A 16,422-nucleotide genomic window follows, 5' to 3' on the forward strand; every position below is an offset into this window, starting at 1 on the left:
CTGAAGAAGCCTACAGTAGCATCCCAAACCGGCACAGTCCCTGAAAAGGGACACCTGTCACTTCTGCCGGTAATCCGGGTCCGTCCAGCAAACCGGTAATGGCTCGCCGGAAGGGAAGGCCAGCTTTGACTTGGCGATGGGTTCAGGGTCCTGGGCCTCTTCGCCGTAGTGGACACTGCCGGTGACCTCCTGTTCGTTCGGGTCGTACAGGGCCTTGATATCACTGATTTCGACAAGGTGTCCGGTGGATTTTTCCGCCAGCAACATAGAGAGCCTCCTGGTTCCGGTATCGACATGGCTTTCTGTTCAATGTGGCCCTCGTAACCCGCTTCTGCAACCTTTCTTACATCCGACAATGCCCCTGCCATTAATAACGCGTAACCCGGCATGTGGTTTTTTCCTGCTCTGCCGGCCTCAGAACTGAGGGGTAGTGATCTATGCTTTTTATCAACCACAAACCCGGGAGGCTTCACCATGAGTGCATCACTGAAAGGGAAGAAGGTCGCGTTCCTCGCCACCGATGGCGTAGAGCAGGTCGAACTGACGGATCCAAGGGAGGCCCTGGAAAAAGCTGGTGCCGAAACCGAACTGGTGTCCATTAAAGAAGGCAGCATCGACGGCTTCCACCACCTGGACAAGGGCGACACCTTCAAGGTGGACAAGCTGGTTGGAGACGTGGATTTCAATGACTATGACGCCCTGGTGTTACCCGGCGGCGTGGCAAATCCGGATGAGTTGCGGCAAGATCGGGCCGCCGTGGCGTTTGCCCGCAGCTTCGTGGAAGCCGGCAAGCCGGTGGCCGCCATCTGCCACGCGCCATGGTTGCTGGTAGAGGCCAACGTTGTTCGGGGCCGCACACTGACGTCTTTCCCCAGCGTCAAAACCGATATCGTGAACGCCGGCGGTCACTGGGTAGACGAAAAGGTCTGCTACGACGCGCCCCTGATCACCAGCCGTAACCCGGACGACCTGGAAGCGTTTTCCGGCAAGATTATCGAGGTGCTTGGTCACTAGGGCCGGCGCTGTCTACCGATGCGCCCGGGTAGCGTTTCCTTGCCCGGGCCATCCGGATGATGGTGATCACGTTGGTAACGAAGATCATGCCCTCGGCGAGGGTTCCGCCAATGGAGCCGATCGCCAGGTTGTTCAGCATCCAGGCCAGGGCCGCCAGCCCCAGCATGATGCGCATGGGAATACCCCGCAGCAGGAACATGGCGATGGTGCCCAGGGTCGCCGCCGTCAGCGGCAGTACATCCACCCAGTCCCGCCAGGTCAGCGCCGCTGCCACCAGGTTCGCCACCAGTACCACCCACATCACCCACTGCCTGCCCACATAGCGGCGTGCCAGTACGATCCTTGCGATCACCAGCACCGTCAGGGCCGCCGCCGTCCAGCTGCCAAAGAACGCAAACTGCAACGCAAACGCTACGTTGGCGGAAATCAGCAGCACCAGCAGCCGGTCATCGTTCTTGCTCGCGAAGGCCACCAGGCAGATGGCAAGCGCCACCAGCCCGAAGAACTGGCCGGCCAAACTGGCGAGGGTAAGGCTATCAAGGTCAGGCATGGATCCCCACAAACCAATGGTTTATTGCACAACTGTCATGCGGCTAACAACAGGGTGCAAGTCGTTTACTGCTACGCTTTCTGAAACTGCCATACCTTATGGTATGCCACCTGAACGAGAAAACCCGCCACAAGGAGACTCGCGCATGTTTTCCCGTGTTCTGCCAATACTGGTAACCGGTGCCTTCCTCACCGGCTGTGCCACCAATCCGGGCCCGAAGCCGGATGACCAGCTGGCATCGGCGCAATCAGCCCTGCAATCTGCCGCCAATGCCGGTGGCGAGGATACAGAGCCCAGCATGGTTGCAGCTGCCCGTGAGAAAGTCGCTACGGCCGAATCCCTCATTACCGAGGAGCAGTATGGCGAGGCACGTCGACTGCTGGAGCAGGCCGAGGTGGACGCCCGCCTGGCCGAGGCCAGGGCCGAGACCCAGAAGGTACGTGACGAACTGGGCGATGTCAGGGCCAGCATCGATTCCCTGCGCCGAAACCTGGAAAACCAGAACTGACCCCCAAGGAGGCAATATGAAACGGCACTACTTTGGCACGGTTCCGGTGATCACCGCCGCTGCACTGCTTTCGGCCTGCGCCAGTACCCCACCGGAAAACCCCGCCCTGAGTGAAACACAGGCGGCCTATGAAGAAGCCGTGGAGAATTCCGAGATTGCACGCAACGGCCTGTCACACCTGCGGGATGCGGAAACGGCACTGGGCCAGGCTGAAACCCTCCACGCGGAAGGCGGCGATGAAGAAGCCCTTGGGCACCAGCTCTACCTGGCCAACCGACACCTGGACCTGGCCCGGGAGAAAGCACTGCGCGCCGGCCTTCAGGAGGAGCTGAGCGAAGCGGAGCGCCAGCGGGATGACCTGCGCATTCGCATTGGTGAGCGCCGCGCCCAGGAAGCAGAACTCCAGGCCCGCATGCTGCGGGAACAGATGGATCGGCTGCAGGCGGAACAGACCGACCGTGGCATGGTGATGACCCTGGGGGACGTACTGTTCGACATTGACGAGGCCGAACTCAAGCCCGCTGGTGAGCGCACCGTTCGCAAGCTCTCGGACTTTATGCAGGAGTATCCCAACTACCGGGTACGGGTCGAAGGCTATACCGACAGTACGGGGGAAGCAGCCTATAACCAGGAGCTGTCCCTGAGCCGTGCGCAGGCGGTTGAAAACAAACTGCTCTCCGATGGCATAGACCCGGACCGGGTTGAAACACAGGGCTTTGGAGAGGAATACCCCAAGGCCACCAATACCACTGCCGCCGGACGCCAGGAAAACCGACGGGTGGAAATCGTCATCTCCGACCGGGACGGTAATATCGGCTCACGCTGATTTGCCCACCAGACGCAAAAAGGCCCCGCAACCAGACGGCTGCGGGGCCTTTTTCGTTATGGCCTGGCGGATCAGGCTACTTCGGCCTCCGCCTCTTCCGGCACTTCGTGACGGATCAGGAAGTCAAAGGCGCTCAGTGCAGCCTTGGAGCCCTCTCCCATGGAAATCACGATCTGCTTGTAGGGTACCGTCGTCGCATCACCAGCCGCGAAAACACCCGGAATGGAGGTTTCGCCACGCTCATTCACCATGATTTCACCATGCTGGCTCAGCTCGATGTCACCCTTCAGCCACTCGGTGTTCGGCACCAGGCCGATCTGGACGAACACACCTTCCAGCGCCACGTGGTGGTTGTCACCACTGTTACGGTCGCGATAGGTCAGGCCGTTCACCTTACCGCCTTCACCGGTGATCTCGGTGGTCTGGGCAGATGTCAGGATCTCCACGTTCTTCAGGCTGCGCAGTTTCTTCTGCAGCACCTCATCCGCCCGCATTTCGTCGGCGAATTCCAGCAGGGTCACGTGGCCCACGATACCGGCCAGGTCGATCGCTGCCTCGACACCGGAGTTACCGCCACCGATAACCGCAACGCGCTTACCCTTGAACAGGGGGCCGTCGCAGTGCGGGCAGTAGGCTACGCCCTTGTTGCGATACTCTTCCTCACCAGGTACACCCAGCTGGCGCCAGCGGGCACCCGTGGACAGCACCAGGCTGCGAGCCTTCAGTGAGGCGCCGTTGGCCAGCTGGATCTCGTGGTAACCACCGGTCCGGGCTGCCGGAATCAGTTTCTCGGCGCGCTGCATATTCATGATGTCCACGTCGTATTCCTTGACGTGCTGCCCCATGGCCGCCACCAGCTTGGGGCCTTCGGTATAGGGCACAGAGATCAGGTTTTCGATACCCATGGTATCGGATACCTGGCCACCAAAGCGCTCGGCAGCAATACCGGTGCGGATTCCCTTACGGGCGGCATAAATGGCTGCGGAGGCGCCCGCCGGGCCACCGCCGATCACCAGCACTTCATAGGGGGCTTTCTGGCTGAGCTTCTCGGCTTCTTTCGCACCGGCGTTCTCATCCAGCTTCGCCACGATCTCTTCCAGGGTCATACGGCCCTGGCCCCAGGGCTCGCCGTTCATGAACACGGCCGGTACCGCCATGATTTCCTTTTTCTCGACCTCGTCCTGGAAAAGGGCGCCGTCGATCGCGGTGTGGCGGATCTTTGGGTTGATGATACTCATCAGGTTCAAGGCCTGAACCACGTCCGGGCAGTTCTGGCAGGACAGGGAGAAGAAGGTCTCGAACTCGTACTCGCCATCCAGTGACCCGATCTGCTCAATCACTTCCTGGGAGGCCTTGGACGGGTGACCGCCCACCTGCAACAGGGCCAGTACCAGCGAGGTGAACTCGTGGCCCATGGGAATGCCGGCAAAACGCACCCCGATGTCAGTACCTACGCGGTTAATTGTGAAGGAAGGACGACGTACGTTCTCGTCAGTTTCCGTACGCAGGCCGATCTTGTCGGACAGCGGCTCGATCTCGTCCAGCAGCTCCCTGAGTTCCTGGGATTTCTTGCTGTCGTCGTAGGCTGCCACCAGCTCGATCGGCTGCTGAAGCTTTTCCATATAGGCCTGAAGCTGTTGCTTGATATTGGCATCCAACATGTATGCATTCCCCTTGATGTCTTAAGCCGGGTGGCTGAATCAGAAAAAGTGGTTAATTGAAGTTAGGGTTACGATACGGACCCTCATCACCAAGCTCAAATTAATTGGTCTAAACCATTTGATAGAACTGCGCTATATACGCGAGGTATCCCATCCGGCCCTGTCAGTAACTGGAAAATGATCGATGAATGTCGCTGCCATAACGACGAATGATGGCCATCTTGGCCGCGTGGAAAGCCGCCACCGTTTCCTCGCCGCCATCCCGTACCAGCTGGTACCTGGCCAGTTCATCCGAGATCACGTCCATAAACAGTTCCGCAAGTAACAACCGTGCCGAATCCCGGAACCGGCCCCGGCCATCCACATAAAGCTGGACAGTCGGCGCAGCGGTATTGATCAGGATCTTGCGCTCATCGTGGCTGTACACGGCCCGCTCAAGTTCGTTATGCAGATTGCGGAACTCATAACCGGTGAACATCATCTCGCCGTGGTCCCGCGGCGGTCCATTGTGGCGGTGATGAGCCCGGCGCGTTGAGGGGCGCTGATGATGGTGATGGGCCCCGTGATCGGCAATGACAACCTCGCACCAGGCGAGGTAGTGGCGGGAACGAACAGTAATCTCGCCGCGGTCACCAGTGGTATCACCGGAAACCGTCCACTGGATCCGGCCCTTGTCCGCAAGGTCAGTTACCGGCACTTCCGTAATCGCGGTATCCAGCTCCACTGAATCTGGAAACTGGTAACTGATATGCAGGACATCATCTGGCTCAAAGCGGGCCGGGTCCACCAGCAAAGTGATATGGAAAGGGCGACCGGCCTCCCGGTAATAGAATGGCGTGGTAAATCGCAGGGAGGCTTCCCCGGATTCCGGCACCGAGGCCGTTTCAACGGGCGCCGGAAGGGCAATGTGCAGGTCCTCGATGGCCGCACGGTTCATTCGCCCTAGCAGGTGCTCGATCATATGGTCGGTCCTGCCCGACGCCGTCGCATGTTCGAGGTAGCGCAGGTTCTCACGCTCTTGTGCGACAGCCGGCCTGATCAGTTTACTGACTGCCCGTGCGAAGGCTGCCACAAAGGGCTCTTTCAGGTTCAGGCCCTCACGTTCATCACTGATCACGGCCAGCCCCTGACCCAGCTTTTCCGAGAGCCCGGGGCAGTTTACCTCGCCAAACAGGTACTCGGTCCCCACCTGGTTCTCGAACTCGAACATCTGGCAATCCAGCACCGCATTGCCGGAAAGCACCAGTAAGCCGTTGGTACGCTCGTCTCCCCGCAAGGTCAGCTCTGCGGTCAGCGCCCGTTTCAAGGTCAACGTGAACGGCCAGGACTGCTGCTCGTAAACGAAGCTGAAAGGCTGCTGGGGCCCTGTCAGTACCCTCGCTTCGGGCTCCAGGTAATGAACCGGTGCGATTCGCTCTGCCTCCCTGCCCGCCTGACGGTGTACCAGCTCAATCGTGCGCCGGCCAAGGATTTCCCGCAGATAGATATTATGGGACACGGAATGGAGTACCGAACGAAACTGGATGATCTGTACCAACGGGTTGTCGATAATAATGGCTACGCGGGTTCCATTGGCATCCGTGCCCAGTCGCGCATAGTCGGTGTCCCTTGCCTCCCGGTCACCAGAACCGTCGTCGTAGAGATACTCTCCGTTCTCACCCCTGAACAGGTCTACACGGGTATAGCGCCCATCCCGGATAGTCTCCAGCCAGCCGTACCCGAGACCGTAAATGGCCTGCTTGAGGCCGCGCCCGAAATAGCCCCTGCCCGTGCCCTCACCCCGGGCGAGGGGACTGTGTGCCCCACCATAGGTCAGGCTTGCCAGGGCCTGCTGCCACGACATGCCTTCAGCCTGGTCCGCCACTACCAACCTGGCACCATGCTGGTGTCGCTCGTATTCGACACGAATGGTTGCGGCGACAGCAACACCCTTGCGCTCAAGCCGGTTGTAACTGTCGTCACTGTTCGTGATGAGCTCCACCAGCGCTTTTTCGATGGATGCAAAGCGCCGCGAGTCGATATCGATCACCCGCTGGTCCACTGGAATAGCCGCTATACCCATAGCCTTGTCCCTGTCCGCCCGATGTAGGAAACCAACCATCAAATCTGGTACGCATACAGCACCTACCTTAGCCGATTTCAGCCAGGCTGCTCATGACAAGGCTCAACGCCGGGATCACCAATGGACTGGCGAATGAACGGAAGGTTTTCGGACCACCGGGACCACCAAACGCAAAAAACCCCGGACAAGCCGGGGTTTTCAGGGAACCAGTACCTGCACTGCAGGCCCTGGCTCAGGTCAGCTTCCCTTCAGCAGGGAGCTTAGATCTTGCCTACCAGGTCCAGGGACGGAGACAGGGTCTCGTCACCTTCCTTCCACTTGGCCGGGCAGACTTCGCCAGGATGCTTGCGAACGTACTGGGCAGCCTTGACCTTGCGCATCAGGTCGTCGGCGTCACGGCCGATGCCTTCGGCGGTGATTTCCATTGCCTGGATAACGCCATCCGGATCTACCAGGAAGGTAGCACGGTCTGCCAGGCCCTGGCCTTCACGCATCACACCGAAGTTGTTGGTGATGGTGCCAGTCTGGTCGCCAACCATGTAGTACTGGATCTTGCCGATGGTCTCGGAGCTGTCGTGCCACGCCTTGTGGGTGAAGTGGGTGTCGGTGGACACGGAGAACACTTCTACGCCCAGCTTCTGCAGCTCTTCGTACTTGTCCGCCACATCACCCAGCTCGGTCGGGCAAACGAAGGTGAAGTCAGCCGGGTAGAAGAAGAAGATGGCCCACTTGCCTTTCACGTCGGCATCGGAAATTTCAACGAACTCGCCCTGTTTGAATGCGGTTGCGTTGAACGGTTTGATCTCGGTATTTACCAGAGTTGTCATTGATTCAATCTCCTTCAAGTTGGTTGGGACGCCCAATGTAGTTGGTCCTGCCTAATTCCTCAAATTGATTAACTTTAAATGAGCAATAGGCCAGACCTATAAAACTTTCGTTCCTGCCAGGCCAGGCTGGCCGCAGAAACCCCGCAATAAGTGACTGCACAGGCTTTATTGGGTAGTCAGTACCGGATTTCAACAGCCGCAGATTACCAACCGGTCATTGTGCGGGACGATTCACTGTGTGCCCCATATTCGCTAATCTGTGTGACCGTTCTGATACACTCTCCGTGAGCTTTCTGACCATGCACGAACTCCCTATTCACTACGTCGAACCTGTGTTCCGCCCACCCAGCGAGGCGAACTCCCTCATCCTGCCGGTAACGAATGGCTGTTCCTGGAACAAGTGCACCTTCTGCGATTAGTGGAATAAAAAATACATACTAAAAACACTAAAAAAGACCACGTAAATCCCCATTGGTGTTTTTTTTGACTATCCTGTAAATTATAGAGGTATAAAAAGCATACTAAAAATACGAGAGAAAGCGTGCTGCATAGTATTTGTTTACAGGCGAATATCAAGGTCGATAACACGGGGGTTGGTGTAACTCTTCCGGTCATCATTACGCCCGAAGGTCTGTTGAAGAGTTACCTCGATTATTTGGTTGTGCGTCGCCGAAAGTCTCAGAGCTGGATCGAAAGAAGCACTTTCGCCGTCCGGCTTTTGCTCGACTACACAAAGCAAAATGAGCATTGTTTCGATAATCACTTCGACCTTTTTAGAGAATTTTCGAATTGTCTGTATACAGGGACAATCGGAGAGGATGGATCAGACCCCAGCTGGCTACGCTGGAAACCTCGCTCAGAAAGCGATGCACCATTTCTTATCAGTCTAATTACGCAGTACACCGACTGGTTAGCTAAACAAAATGAAGACAAGAGCCTCCAGCTAAACCCAACGGTAAAGCCGACTGGATATGAGCAGTGGATGGCCTTGGCAGCCCACTACCAGAAAAAGCGACGCGCTTTTTTATCTCACCTTTGGGCAGATGAGCCAAACTCCTCTAACTACCGCGCTGTTATGCCCCGAGAAACCTCACAGTCTATGAAGGCCGAACCCAAGAAGACTTTCCCAGAGGACCGGATGAACGATTTACTGTGGAACGGGTTTGTCCGGTACGGTTATGAGGAAAGCGATAAGATTTACGAACGGCTCGACCTAAAAAATGTGCTCATAACGCTGCTAATGCACTATGGGGGGCTTCGAGTAAGCGAGTGTTTTCACGTTTGGACGGAAGACATTATTCCGTGGGAGGATGGAACTGCTCTCGTTAGAGTTTATCACCCCGCTAAGGGCAGGTCGGATGCGAGGCAGCCAACTAGGCGCGAAAGATTACAAAAGCGCTATGGCATGAAACCGAGAAATGAATATCCGACATCACGGGCGTTGCATGCGGGATGGAAAGGCTTGCTTGAAACTGTCGGGGCCCCGCTACATTATTGTTTGGTTTACTGGTTTCCTGCATGGGCCGGAGAAACGTTTAACGATTTGTGGCGGTTATATTTAATCCACCAACGACACTCGGACGGCGGAAAACATCCGTTTGCGTTTACTACCCGCACTGGCGCACCTCACTCCATAAAAGGCTATAACCAATCGCTAAAAAAGGCGATAGAGCGCCTCGTGCGTATTCCAGACCAAGGTTGCCACTGATTCCAGACGAAGCCTGCCACCCATTCCACGCGAAAGCTGCCACTGATTCCACGGCAAAGCTGCCACCCCGGCAGGCTGCCTGATTCCCCCCATCAAAACGTTCGGCGCGAGATAACTAACGGTACTCTGACCCTTTTCATCCGGAGAGGGCCCGATGCCAGCGAAGAGGTTATCCATGCGTAAAATCAAAGAAGTCCTTCGCCTCAAGTGTAACCGTCCGGTGATCCCATCTTGAGCCTGGCGCTACCGCCGTCAGGATAGTGTCCACTTATTTTCTAGTGGACACTTAGCATGAACGAATTAAGCGTAACCAAGCCCTGCCAACGCCGTCGCCGTTTTTCCCGCGAATTCAAAGCCGAGATTGTCGCCAAATGCCTGGAACCCGATGCCTCTGTTTCCCGGATCTCGCTGGATAACGGTCTCAACGCCAACATGGTCCGGCGCTGGATTAGTGAGGCGCGACGAGCGCCGAAAGCGCCAGCGACAATACCTGGATTTGTGCCAGTCAATCTGCCAGCGGCAACCTCTGCACCGGGCAACCCATCGGTCTCAGATAAGCGTAGCACCATCCGCATCGAGATTCCCCGCGCCGGTGGCGCGGTCGTGGTGGAGTGGCCTGCGGAGCAGGCTCACCAGTGTGCTGCCCTGTTGCGGGACCTGTTGGGATGATACGCATCGACGAGATCTGGCTGGCCACCGAACCGCTGGATATGCGGGCGGGGCCCGACAAGGCCCTGGCCCGGGTGGTTCAGGTCTTCGGTTCTGCCAGGCCCCACTGCGCCTACCTGTTCGCCAACAAACGGGGCAACCGGATGAAGGTGCTGATCCACGATGGTCTGGGTATCTGGCTGTGTGCCCGCCGGCTGAACCGGGGCAAGTTCCACTGGGGCGAAACCTGGCGCGGTGACCAACTGCGCCTGACCGAGGAACAGTTGTCCGCCCTGGTTCAGGGCCTGCCCTGGCAACGCCTTGGGGCCGATGGCGTCATCTCCATCCTGTAACCACAAGTGCCGTGATGCCGCTATAGCCAGAACCGCGAATCGCTTGCCGCACAGGGACTTGGCATACTAGGCGGCATGACTCAGCGCCCCGACATCAACCAACTCTCTGCCGATCAGCTCCGTGCCCTGGCGACGGAACTGATGGACTCTCTGGACGCCAAGGATCAAGTCCTGGGCCGGAAGGAGCGAGAGTTGGTGCGCAGCAACGCCATCATCGAGAAGCTGACCCACGAAGTCGCCATCCTCAAGCGTCACAAGTACGCCCGTCGCAGTGAACAACTCGATGCGGTTCAGGGGAAACTGCTGGATGAACTGATCGACAGCGACCTGGCCGCCATCGAAGCCGAGCTGGACCAGGCGATGACCGAGGAGCAGAAAGCCGCTCGGCCCAAGCAGCAACCCAAGCGCACCCCACTGCCACCGGAACTGCCCCGCACCCTGATCCATCATGAGCCCGAAAACACCCATTGCCGTTGCGGATGTCAGCTCAAGCGCATCGGCGAAGACGTCAGTGAGAAGCTCGACTACGTCCCGGGCGAGTTCACAGTGGAGCGCCACATCAGGGGCAAGTGGGCCTGCGACAAATGCGAGACCTTGATCCAGGCACCGGTGCCACCGCAGGTGATCGACAAGGGCATCCCTACCGTCGGCCTGCTGGCTCAGGTGCTGGTAGCCAAGTACGCCGACCACTTGCCGCTGTACCGCCAGGAACGCATCTTCGGTCGCGCCGGCCTCGAAATCCCGCGCTCCACCCTCGCCGAATGGGTGGGTGCCTGCGGTGTGCAGTTGCAACCCCTGGCAGATGCGCTGAGAAGCGCCTTACTGGAACACGGCGTTCTGCACGCCGATGAAACCCCCGTCAGCATGCTGGCCCCGGGCAAGAAGAAAACCCACAAGGCCTATGTCTGGGCCTACTGCACCACACCGTTCTCGGACCTGAAAGCCACCGTTTATGACTTCGCGCCCAGCCGGGCGGGCGAACACGCCCGCACCTTCCTGGGTGACTGGCAGGGCAAGCTAGTCTGTGACGATTACGCTGGCTACAAGGCCGGGTTCGGCAATGGCATTACCGAGATCGGCTGCATGGCTCACGCCCGGCGCAAGTTCTACGACCTGCACGAAGCCAACAAGAGCGAGCTGGCTGCCAAGGCTCTGGAATACATCGGCGGACTCTACGAGATCGAACGGGACACCAAAGACCTGCCGCCGGATAAACGACAGGAGATCCGGGAAACCAAGGCTCGACCGATTGCCGATGCACTGCATCAGTGGATGCTGGCGCATCGCCAGAAAGTGCCGGATGGGTCCGGCACGGCCAAAGCCCTGGATTACAGCCTCAAACGGTGGGAAGCGCTGAGGCGCTACCTGGACGATGGTGCTGTGCCCATCGACAACAACTGGGTGGAAAACCAGATCCGACCCTGGGCGCTGGGGCGCAGCAACTGGCTGTTCGCGGGCTCACTACGGAGCGGTCAGCGTGCTGCTGCGGTGATGACTCTGATCCAGTCAGCCACGCTGAACGGGCATGATCCCTATGCCTACCTGAAGGATGTGCTGACCCGGCTGCCGACGCAGAAGAACAACGCCATCGACGAACTATTACCCCACAACTGGATGCCGGCTATACCTGACAAGGTGTGATGGCCGGACGCTTACCCTCAAGTGGGAGCGAGGGCTGAGCAACCGCCAGATTGCCGCAGCCTGCGGCATAAGCCGCCCTACTGTAAGCGAGTATCTCCGGCGTGCCGTCGAAGCGGATCTTGGCTGGCCGTTGCCAGAGGGTCTGAGTGAAGCACAGCTGGAGCAGCGTTTGTTCCCGCCACCACCGGATCTGCCAGCACAGGCCCGGGGCATACCGGACTGGCAGCGGATCCACGATGAACTCCGGGGCAAGAACGTCACCCTGTTCCTGCTCTGGCAGGAGTACCGGGAAGGTAATCCCGATGGCTACCAATACAGCTGGTTCTGCGAGCACTACCGTACCTGGCGGGGCAAGCTGGATCTGGTGATGCGCCAGGATCACCGGGCCGGGGAGAAGCTGTTCGTAGACTATGCGGGGCAGACCGTGCCTGTTATTGACCGTACCACCGGAGAGATCCACGAGGCACAGGTCTTTGTGGCGGTGATGGGTGCGTCCAACTACACCTATGCCGAGGCCACCTGGAGCCAGTCGCTACCAGACTGGATTGGCTCCCATATCCGGACCTTCGAGTTCCTGGGTGGCGTGCCGGAACTGGTGGTTCCGGACAACCTCCGCTCCGGCGTCAGCAGAGCCCACCGTTACGAGCCAGACCTGAACCCGACCTATCAGGACATGGCCAGTCATTATGGCATAGCCGTTGTCCCCACACGGGTTCGCAAGCCCCGCGATAAGGCCAAGGTGGAAGGCGGTGTGCTGATCGTCGAGCGCTGGATCCTGGCGGCCCTGAGACACCGTCAGCACTTCTCCCTGGGACAGCTCAACGCCACCATCCGCGAGCTGTTGGAGAAGCTTAACAACCGTCCCTTCCGCAAGTTGCCCGGCTGTCGGCTCGATCACTTCCATCAGCTGGACAAGCCGGTTCTACAGCCGTTGCCGGCAGAGCCATATGTCTACGCCGAGTGGAAGAAAGCCCGAGTGCACATCGACTACCACGTGGCCATCGACGGGCATTACTACTCGGTGCCTTACACCCTGATCAAGAAAGAGGTGGAGGTCCGGATCACCCACAACACCATCGAGTGTTTTTACCGGGGTAACCGAATCGCCAGCCATCGGCGCTCAGATCAGAAGGGTCGGCACAGCACCATCGCTGCGCACATGCCGGAGTCCCATCGCCAGGCCGGCGAGTGGTCACCGGAACGGTTGATTGCGTGGGCAGCCAAGATCGGGCCGGCAACCGAAAAGCTCATCCGCACCGCGCTGGGGGCGAGAAAGCACCCGCAACAGGCCTACCGGTCATGTCTGGGCATTCTCCGGCTGGGCCAGAGCTACGGCGAGGCACGATTAGAGCGTGCCTGCCAACGCGCCCTGATGCTGGGCAGTTGCCGCTACAAGAGCATCGAATCCATCCTCAAACACCGCCTGGATCAGCAGCCACTGGAAGAGCAACAGGAGCTGGCCTTGCCCGACACACACGACAACATCCGCGGCCCCGCCTACTACCACTGAAGGAACCTGACATGTTGAAACATCCCACACTGGACAAGCTCCACGCCCTCAAACTGACCGGCATGGCCGCCGCCCTGGCGGATCAATCGGCCACCCCCGACATTACCGACCTGAGTTTCGAGGAGCGCCTTGGACTGCTGGTCGACCGGGAAATGACCGAGCGGGACAACCGGCGCATGAGCAGCCGGCTGCGCCGGGCTAAGCTGAGACACACGGCCATCCTCGAAGACATTGATTACCGGAACTCACGGGGCCTGGATAAAGGACTGATCCAGTCATTGGCCAGCTGCCAATGGGTGAAGGAGCATCTGAACGTACTCATAACCGGTCCCACCGGCGTTGGCAAAACCTGGCTGGCCTGCGCCCTGGCACACAAGGCCTGCCGCGAAGGCTACACCGCCCAGTACGTGCGCCTGACCCGACTGTTGCGGGAACTGACCATCGCCAAGGGGGATGGTCAGTACGCCAAGCTCCTGACCAACCTCGCCAAAGTAGACGTCCTGATCCTGGATGACTGGGGGCTGATGAAGCTGAGCGCGGAGAACCGAAGAGACTTGCTGGAGGTGCTGGAAGACCGACATGGCCGGCGCTCCACCATTGCCACCAGCCAACTACCCATCGAAGAATGGCATGGTGTAATCGGCGACGCCACTCTGGCAGATGCCATCCTGGACCGGCTTGTTCACAACGCCTACAAGATCAATCTACGGGGCGAATCCATGCGAAAACAGCAGACAAAGTTGACGGGCACTGAGACTTCGGAGTAACAAGAGAAACCCCGCGTCGCTACGCTCCGATGGGTGGCAGCCTTGCTCCGGTCCGGGTGGCAGGCTTCACGTGGAATGGGTGGCAACCTTCAGCGGTTTACGCACCTCGGCCTCCCATTCGAGAAAGAATTCGGAACAACCCCGCACGGCCACCTGTAGTGGTTCAATGATCCCGGACACCAACGTAGGTGGTAAGATCGCCACCATAAGCGAGGTGTCTGATGACCAGAAAACGACGTTCCTTTACTCCTGAGTTCAAACAGGAAGCAGCCAGCCTGGTGCTGGATCAAGGTTACACCATTGCCCAGGCCTGTACGTCCTTGGGCGTGGGTGAAAGTGCTTTGCGACGCTGGGTTCAACAGCTGACGGATGAGCGAGAAGGCATTACCCCAAAGGGGAAAGCTTTGACCCCGGAGCAGCGACGGATTCAGGAGCTGGAAGCCCGCTGCAAACGCCTTGAGATGGAGAAGACCATACTAAAAAAGGCTACCGCTCTCTTGATGTCGGACGACCTGAATCGTACGCGCTGATAGACCAGTTAAGTGAGCAAATGCCTGTTGAAATGGTCTGCAATGCGTTCGATATCAGCCGTTCCAGCTATTACGAGTATCGCCAACGGCGGAAGCACGTGGATGTTGAGCGTCTGGCCCTGAAGGCTCAGGTTAATCGCCTGTTTACCAAAAGCCGCAGCTCTGCCGGCAGCAGAACAATCAAGGGTATGCTCAATGACGACGGCGTTGTCATTGGTCGCTTCAAGGTTCGACGACTGATGAGCGAGCTAGGGCTGATTTGCAAGCAACCTGGCCCTCACGCCTACAAGCAGGCCACCGTTGAGCGACCGGATATCCCGAACCATCTGGCTCGTGAGTTTACGGTAGACCAGCCCAATCAGGCGTGGTGTGGTGACATTACCTATGTATGGAGCGGCCAGCGGTGGAGCTATCTGGCTGTCGTGCTGGATCTGTTCGCCCGCCGCGTTGTTGGTTGGGCTATGTCGTCCAGTCCGGATGCGGATCTGGTTGTAAAAGCTCTGGATCACGCCTGGGAACAGCGTGGTCAGCCAGAGAAGGTCATGTTCCACTCGGACCAGGGGAGCCAGTACGCCAGCCGTAAGTTCCGCCAGAGGCTCTGGCGCTATCGGATGACTCAAAGCATGAGCCGTCGAGGCAACTGTTGGGATAACGCACCGATGGAGAGGCTGTTCCGGAGCCTAAAATCCGAATGGATACCGGCCCTGGGTTACCGAAATCTGCCTGAGGCCAAAAAAGATGTGGGTGGCTATCTGATGGACTACTACAACCGGCAACGACCTCACGCATTCAACGACGGCATTTCGCCCGTTGCCGCTGAGGAAAACCTTAAAATACTGTCCGGGATTAGTTGACCACTACACACCATCAAGTTTCCCAGAATGACCCTCTATGGGATCGGCGAGGTGCTTAATGCGCAGGCAGAAAAGGACCGAAGAGGTAGAGATTTTCAACAGGGAGTTAAGTTTAGAAGTATTTGTGCTACCTGTAATGGGGATTATCTAGGTAGTCTCTATGATCTCGAATTAAAGGATTTTGCCAACAATGTAGGAAATTATTTGCATAGTTTGGTGGCTCGCCCTGATATCACTAGATTTCCGGTTGCACCCGGAAAAATCATTCGTGCTGTTTTTGGCCATATCCTCGCTCTTGGAGTGGAGCGCATTCCCAGGGGAGATATGGGGGATGCTATGGCGGAATTAGTTCTGAATCCAGATCAGGAAATTCCGGATAATCTACACGTTTACTACTGGATTTATCCATTCTGGGATCAGGTCTCGATCAGAAATTTCGGTTTTTTGGTGCGCTTCGGTACCCCGCCTTTAATAAGCTCCGTATTAAAGTTCTTTCCCTTGGGTTTTATGGTTCTATGGAACCCATCGCCTGATTTTAGAACTTCTCTTTATCGGCTCAATGATTACTGTATAGGTGCGGGAAATAGTCGTGTGGATATTCCGCTGCGTTTAACTGATCTTCCTCCACAGCGATTTCCCGAAGCTCCAAGTGAAACGGGCGTCACCTTGCACGGCAACGATTCATATTTTGCAAGTAGGTTGCGTCGGCCATGAACTACGCTAACCAATCGCTTAAGTGCCATTCCCGGCCTGCGCCCTCAGCTGGACACCCTTGCCAGGGCGTCGCTAGACGAAAACGTCATCCCCAAACCTGAATGTTCGCTTTGCGACCGTCCCGCATCCCACGCGACACCTAAACAAAAGCGAACATTTGCGTCCGAGATTTTCTGGAAGCCTGACTCGATGAGATAGGCAAACGAAACTCTGACACACGGAAAACTCTAATCAGCGATGCAATTGAAA

At 57.7% G+C, this 16,422-nt stretch carries 16 protein-coding genes and 1 pseudogene; 12 read left to right on the plus strand and 5 right to left on the minus strand.

From position 1 onward, the window contains the following. Window positions 1–57: 57 nt before the first annotated feature. Window positions 58–267 carry an acetyltransferase gene (locus LJ360_RS19210; protein WP_091854758.1) on the minus strand — a complete coding sequence of 70 codons (210 nt, stop codon included), beginning with the start codon at window positions 265–267 and terminating at the stop codon, window positions 58–60. A 207-nt stretch (window positions 268–474) separates the two neighbouring features. Here LJ360_RS19210 and LJ360_RS19215 point away from each other — a divergent pair, with 207 nt between their 5' ends. After that, window positions 475–1,014: a type 1 glutamine amidotransferase domain-containing protein gene (locus tag LJ360_RS19215; protein ID WP_264994792.1), complete on the plus strand. Its 540-nt coding sequence runs from the start codon at window positions 475–477 to the stop codon at window positions 1,012–1,014. Here the strand turns inward: LJ360_RS19215 and LJ360_RS19220 are convergent. After that, window positions 992–1,564: a YgjV family protein gene (locus tag LJ360_RS19220; protein ID WP_264994793.1), complete on the minus strand. Its 573-nt coding sequence runs from the start codon at window positions 1,562–1,564 to the stop codon at window positions 992–994. The genes LJ360_RS19215 and LJ360_RS19220 overlap by 23 nt on opposite strands. Window positions 1,565–1,709: 145 nt before the next feature. Here LJ360_RS19220 and LJ360_RS19225 point away from each other — a divergent pair, with 145 nt between their 5' ends. Continuing rightward, a complete protein-coding gene (locus LJ360_RS19225) occupies window positions 1,710–2,072 on the plus strand; it encodes a DUF4398 domain-containing protein (RefSeq protein WP_264994794.1) in 363 nt (120 codons plus the stop codon). 16 nt (window positions 2,073–2,088) lie between these two features. Further along, window positions 2,089–2,898, plus strand: a complete 810-nt coding sequence (locus LJ360_RS19230) for an OmpA family protein (RefSeq protein ID WP_091854764.1) — start codon at window positions 2,089–2,091, stop codon at window positions 2,896–2,898. Between the two features lie 71 nt (window positions 2,899–2,969). Here the strand turns inward: LJ360_RS19230 and ahpF are convergent, their stop codons facing one another. The 3 genes from ahpF to ahpC all read right to left on the minus strand — a co-directional run bounded on the left by ahpF (window position 2,970) and on the right by ahpC (window position 7,448). Beyond that, window positions 2,970–4,559 (minus strand): alkyl hydroperoxide reductase subunit F, encoded by a 1,590-nt coding sequence (ahpF, locus tag LJ360_RS19235; RefSeq protein WP_264994795.1) that lies wholly within the window; start codon window positions 4,557–4,559, stop codon window positions 2,970–2,972. Between the two features lie 163 nt (window positions 4,560–4,722). Next, a complete protein-coding gene (locus tag LJ360_RS19240; RefSeq protein ID WP_264994796.1) occupies window positions 4,723–6,621 on the minus strand; it encodes an ATP-binding protein in 1,899 nt (632 codons plus the stop codon). A 260-nt stretch (window positions 6,622–6,881) separates the two neighbouring features. Beyond that, window positions 6,882–7,448, minus strand: a complete 567-nt coding sequence (gene ahpC / locus LJ360_RS19245; RefSeq protein ID WP_177186098.1) for an alkyl hydroperoxide reductase subunit C — start codon at window positions 7,446–7,448, stop codon at window positions 6,882–6,884. Window positions 7,449–7,747: 299 nt separating this feature from the next. Between ahpC and LJ360_RS19250 the strand changes: the two are divergent. From LJ360_RS19250 to LJ360_RS19290, 9 genes and pseudogenes are all read left to right on the plus strand, one after another. Next, window positions 7,748–7,864, plus strand: a pseudogene (locus LJ360_RS19250) (radical SAM protein); the annotation flags it as partial. Window positions 7,865–7,989: 125 nt separating this feature from the next. Beyond that, window positions 7,990–9,156 (plus strand): gamma-mobile-trio recombinase GmtY, encoded by a 1,167-nt coding sequence (gmtY, locus tag LJ360_RS19255; protein ID WP_264994797.1) that lies wholly within the window; start codon window positions 7,990–7,992, stop codon window positions 9,154–9,156. A 291-nt stretch (window positions 9,157–9,447) separates the two neighbouring features. Continuing rightward, window positions 9,448–9,825, plus strand: coding sequence for an IS66-like element accessory protein TnpA (gene tnpA / locus LJ360_RS19260; protein ID WP_264994798.1), 378 nt, complete (start codon window positions 9,448–9,450; stop codon window positions 9,823–9,825). Continuing rightward, entirely contained in the window at window positions 9,822–10,157 is a 336-nt protein-coding gene (gene tnpB, locus LJ360_RS19265; RefSeq protein ID WP_264993909.1) for an IS66 family insertion sequence element accessory protein TnpB, read from the plus strand. The genes tnpA and tnpB overlap by 4 nt, the downstream gene beginning before the upstream one ends. A 75-nt stretch (window positions 10,158–10,232) precedes the next feature. Continuing rightward, window positions 10,233–11,798, plus strand: coding sequence for an IS66 family transposase (gene tnpC / locus LJ360_RS19270; RefSeq protein ID WP_264993908.1), 1,566 nt, complete (start codon window positions 10,233–10,235; stop codon window positions 11,796–11,798). Further along, entirely contained in the window at window positions 11,785–13,308 is a 1,524-nt protein-coding gene (gene istA, locus LJ360_RS19275; RefSeq protein ID WP_264996069.1) for an IS21 family transposase, read from the plus strand. The genes tnpC and istA overlap by 14 nt, the downstream gene beginning before the upstream one ends. Window positions 13,309–13,319: 11 nt before the next feature. After that, window positions 13,320–14,075: an IS21-like element ISSpu5 family helper ATPase IstB gene (istB, locus tag LJ360_RS19280; RefSeq protein WP_264994799.1), complete on the plus strand. Its 756-nt coding sequence runs from the start codon at window positions 13,320–13,322 to the stop codon at window positions 14,073–14,075. A gap of 221 nt (window positions 14,076–14,296) precedes the next feature. After that, a protein-coding gene (locus tag LJ360_RS19285) for an IS3 family transposase (protein ID WP_264994284.1) occupies window positions 14,297–15,459 on the plus strand; the annotation gives its coding sequence in 2 pieces (ribosomal slippage) (window positions 14,297–14,552 and window positions 14,552–15,459; 1,164 coding nt in all). 27 nt (window positions 15,460–15,486) lie between these two features. Continuing rightward, window positions 15,487–16,173 (plus strand): hypothetical protein, encoded by a 687-nt coding sequence (locus LJ360_RS19290; RefSeq protein ID WP_264994800.1) that lies wholly within the window; start codon window positions 15,487–15,489, stop codon window positions 16,171–16,173. The last annotated feature ends 249 nt before the right edge of the window (window positions 16,174–16,422 follow it).

It is taken from the genome of Marinobacter sp. AN1 (assembly GCF_026013985.1).
In the GTDB taxonomy this organism is placed as follows: Bacteria; Pseudomonadota; Gammaproteobacteria; order Pseudomonadales; family Oleiphilaceae; genus Marinobacter; species Marinobacter segnicrescens.

Bases quoted from the DNA above. Each gene is read 5' to 3' on its own strand.
- tnpA (WP_264994798.1), top strand. From the start codon at position 9,448: ATGAACGAATTAAGCGTAACCAAGCCCTGCCAACGCCGTCGCCGTTTT.
- LJ360_RS19220 (WP_264994793.1), bottom strand. From the start codon at position 1,564: ATGCCTGACCTTGATAGCCTTACCCTCGCCAGTTTGGCCGGCCAGTTC.
- LJ360_RS19290 (WP_264994800.1), top strand. From the start codon at position 15,487: ATGACCCTCTATGGGATCGGCGAGGTGCTTAATGCGCAGGCAGAAAAG.
- ahpC (WP_177186098.1), bottom strand. From the start codon at position 7,448: ATGACAACTCTGGTAAATACCGAGATCAAACCGTTCAACGCAACCGCA.
- LJ360_RS19215 (WP_264994792.1), top strand. From the start codon at position 475: ATGAGTGCATCACTGAAAGGGAAGAAGGTCGCGTTCCTCGCCACCGAT.
- tnpB (WP_264993909.1), top strand. From the start codon at position 9,822: ATGATACGCATCGACGAGATCTGGCTGGCCACCGAACCGCTGGATATG.
- LJ360_RS19240 (WP_264994796.1), bottom strand. From the start codon at position 6,621: ATGGGTATAGCGGCTATTCCAGTGGACCAGCGGGTGATCGATATCGAC.
- LJ360_RS19230 (WP_091854764.1), top strand. From the start codon at position 2,089: ATGAAACGGCACTACTTTGGCACGGTTCCGGTGATCACCGCCGCTGCA.
- tnpC (WP_264993908.1), top strand. From the start codon at position 10,233: ATGACTCAGCGCCCCGACATCAACCAACTCTCTGCCGATCAGCTCCGT.
- LJ360_RS19210 (WP_091854758.1), bottom strand. From the start codon at position 267: ATGTTGCTGGCGGAAAAATCCACCGGACACCTTGTCGAAATCAGTGAT.
- LJ360_RS19225 (WP_264994794.1), top strand. From the start codon at position 1,710: ATGTTTTCCCGTGTTCTGCCAATACTGGTAACCGGTGCCTTCCTCACC.
- ahpF (WP_264994795.1), bottom strand. From the start codon at position 4,559: ATGTTGGATGCCAATATCAAGCAACAGCTTCAGGCCTATATGGAAAAG.
- istB (WP_264994799.1), top strand. From the start codon at position 13,320: ATGTTGAAACATCCCACACTGGACAAGCTCCACGCCCTCAAACTGACC.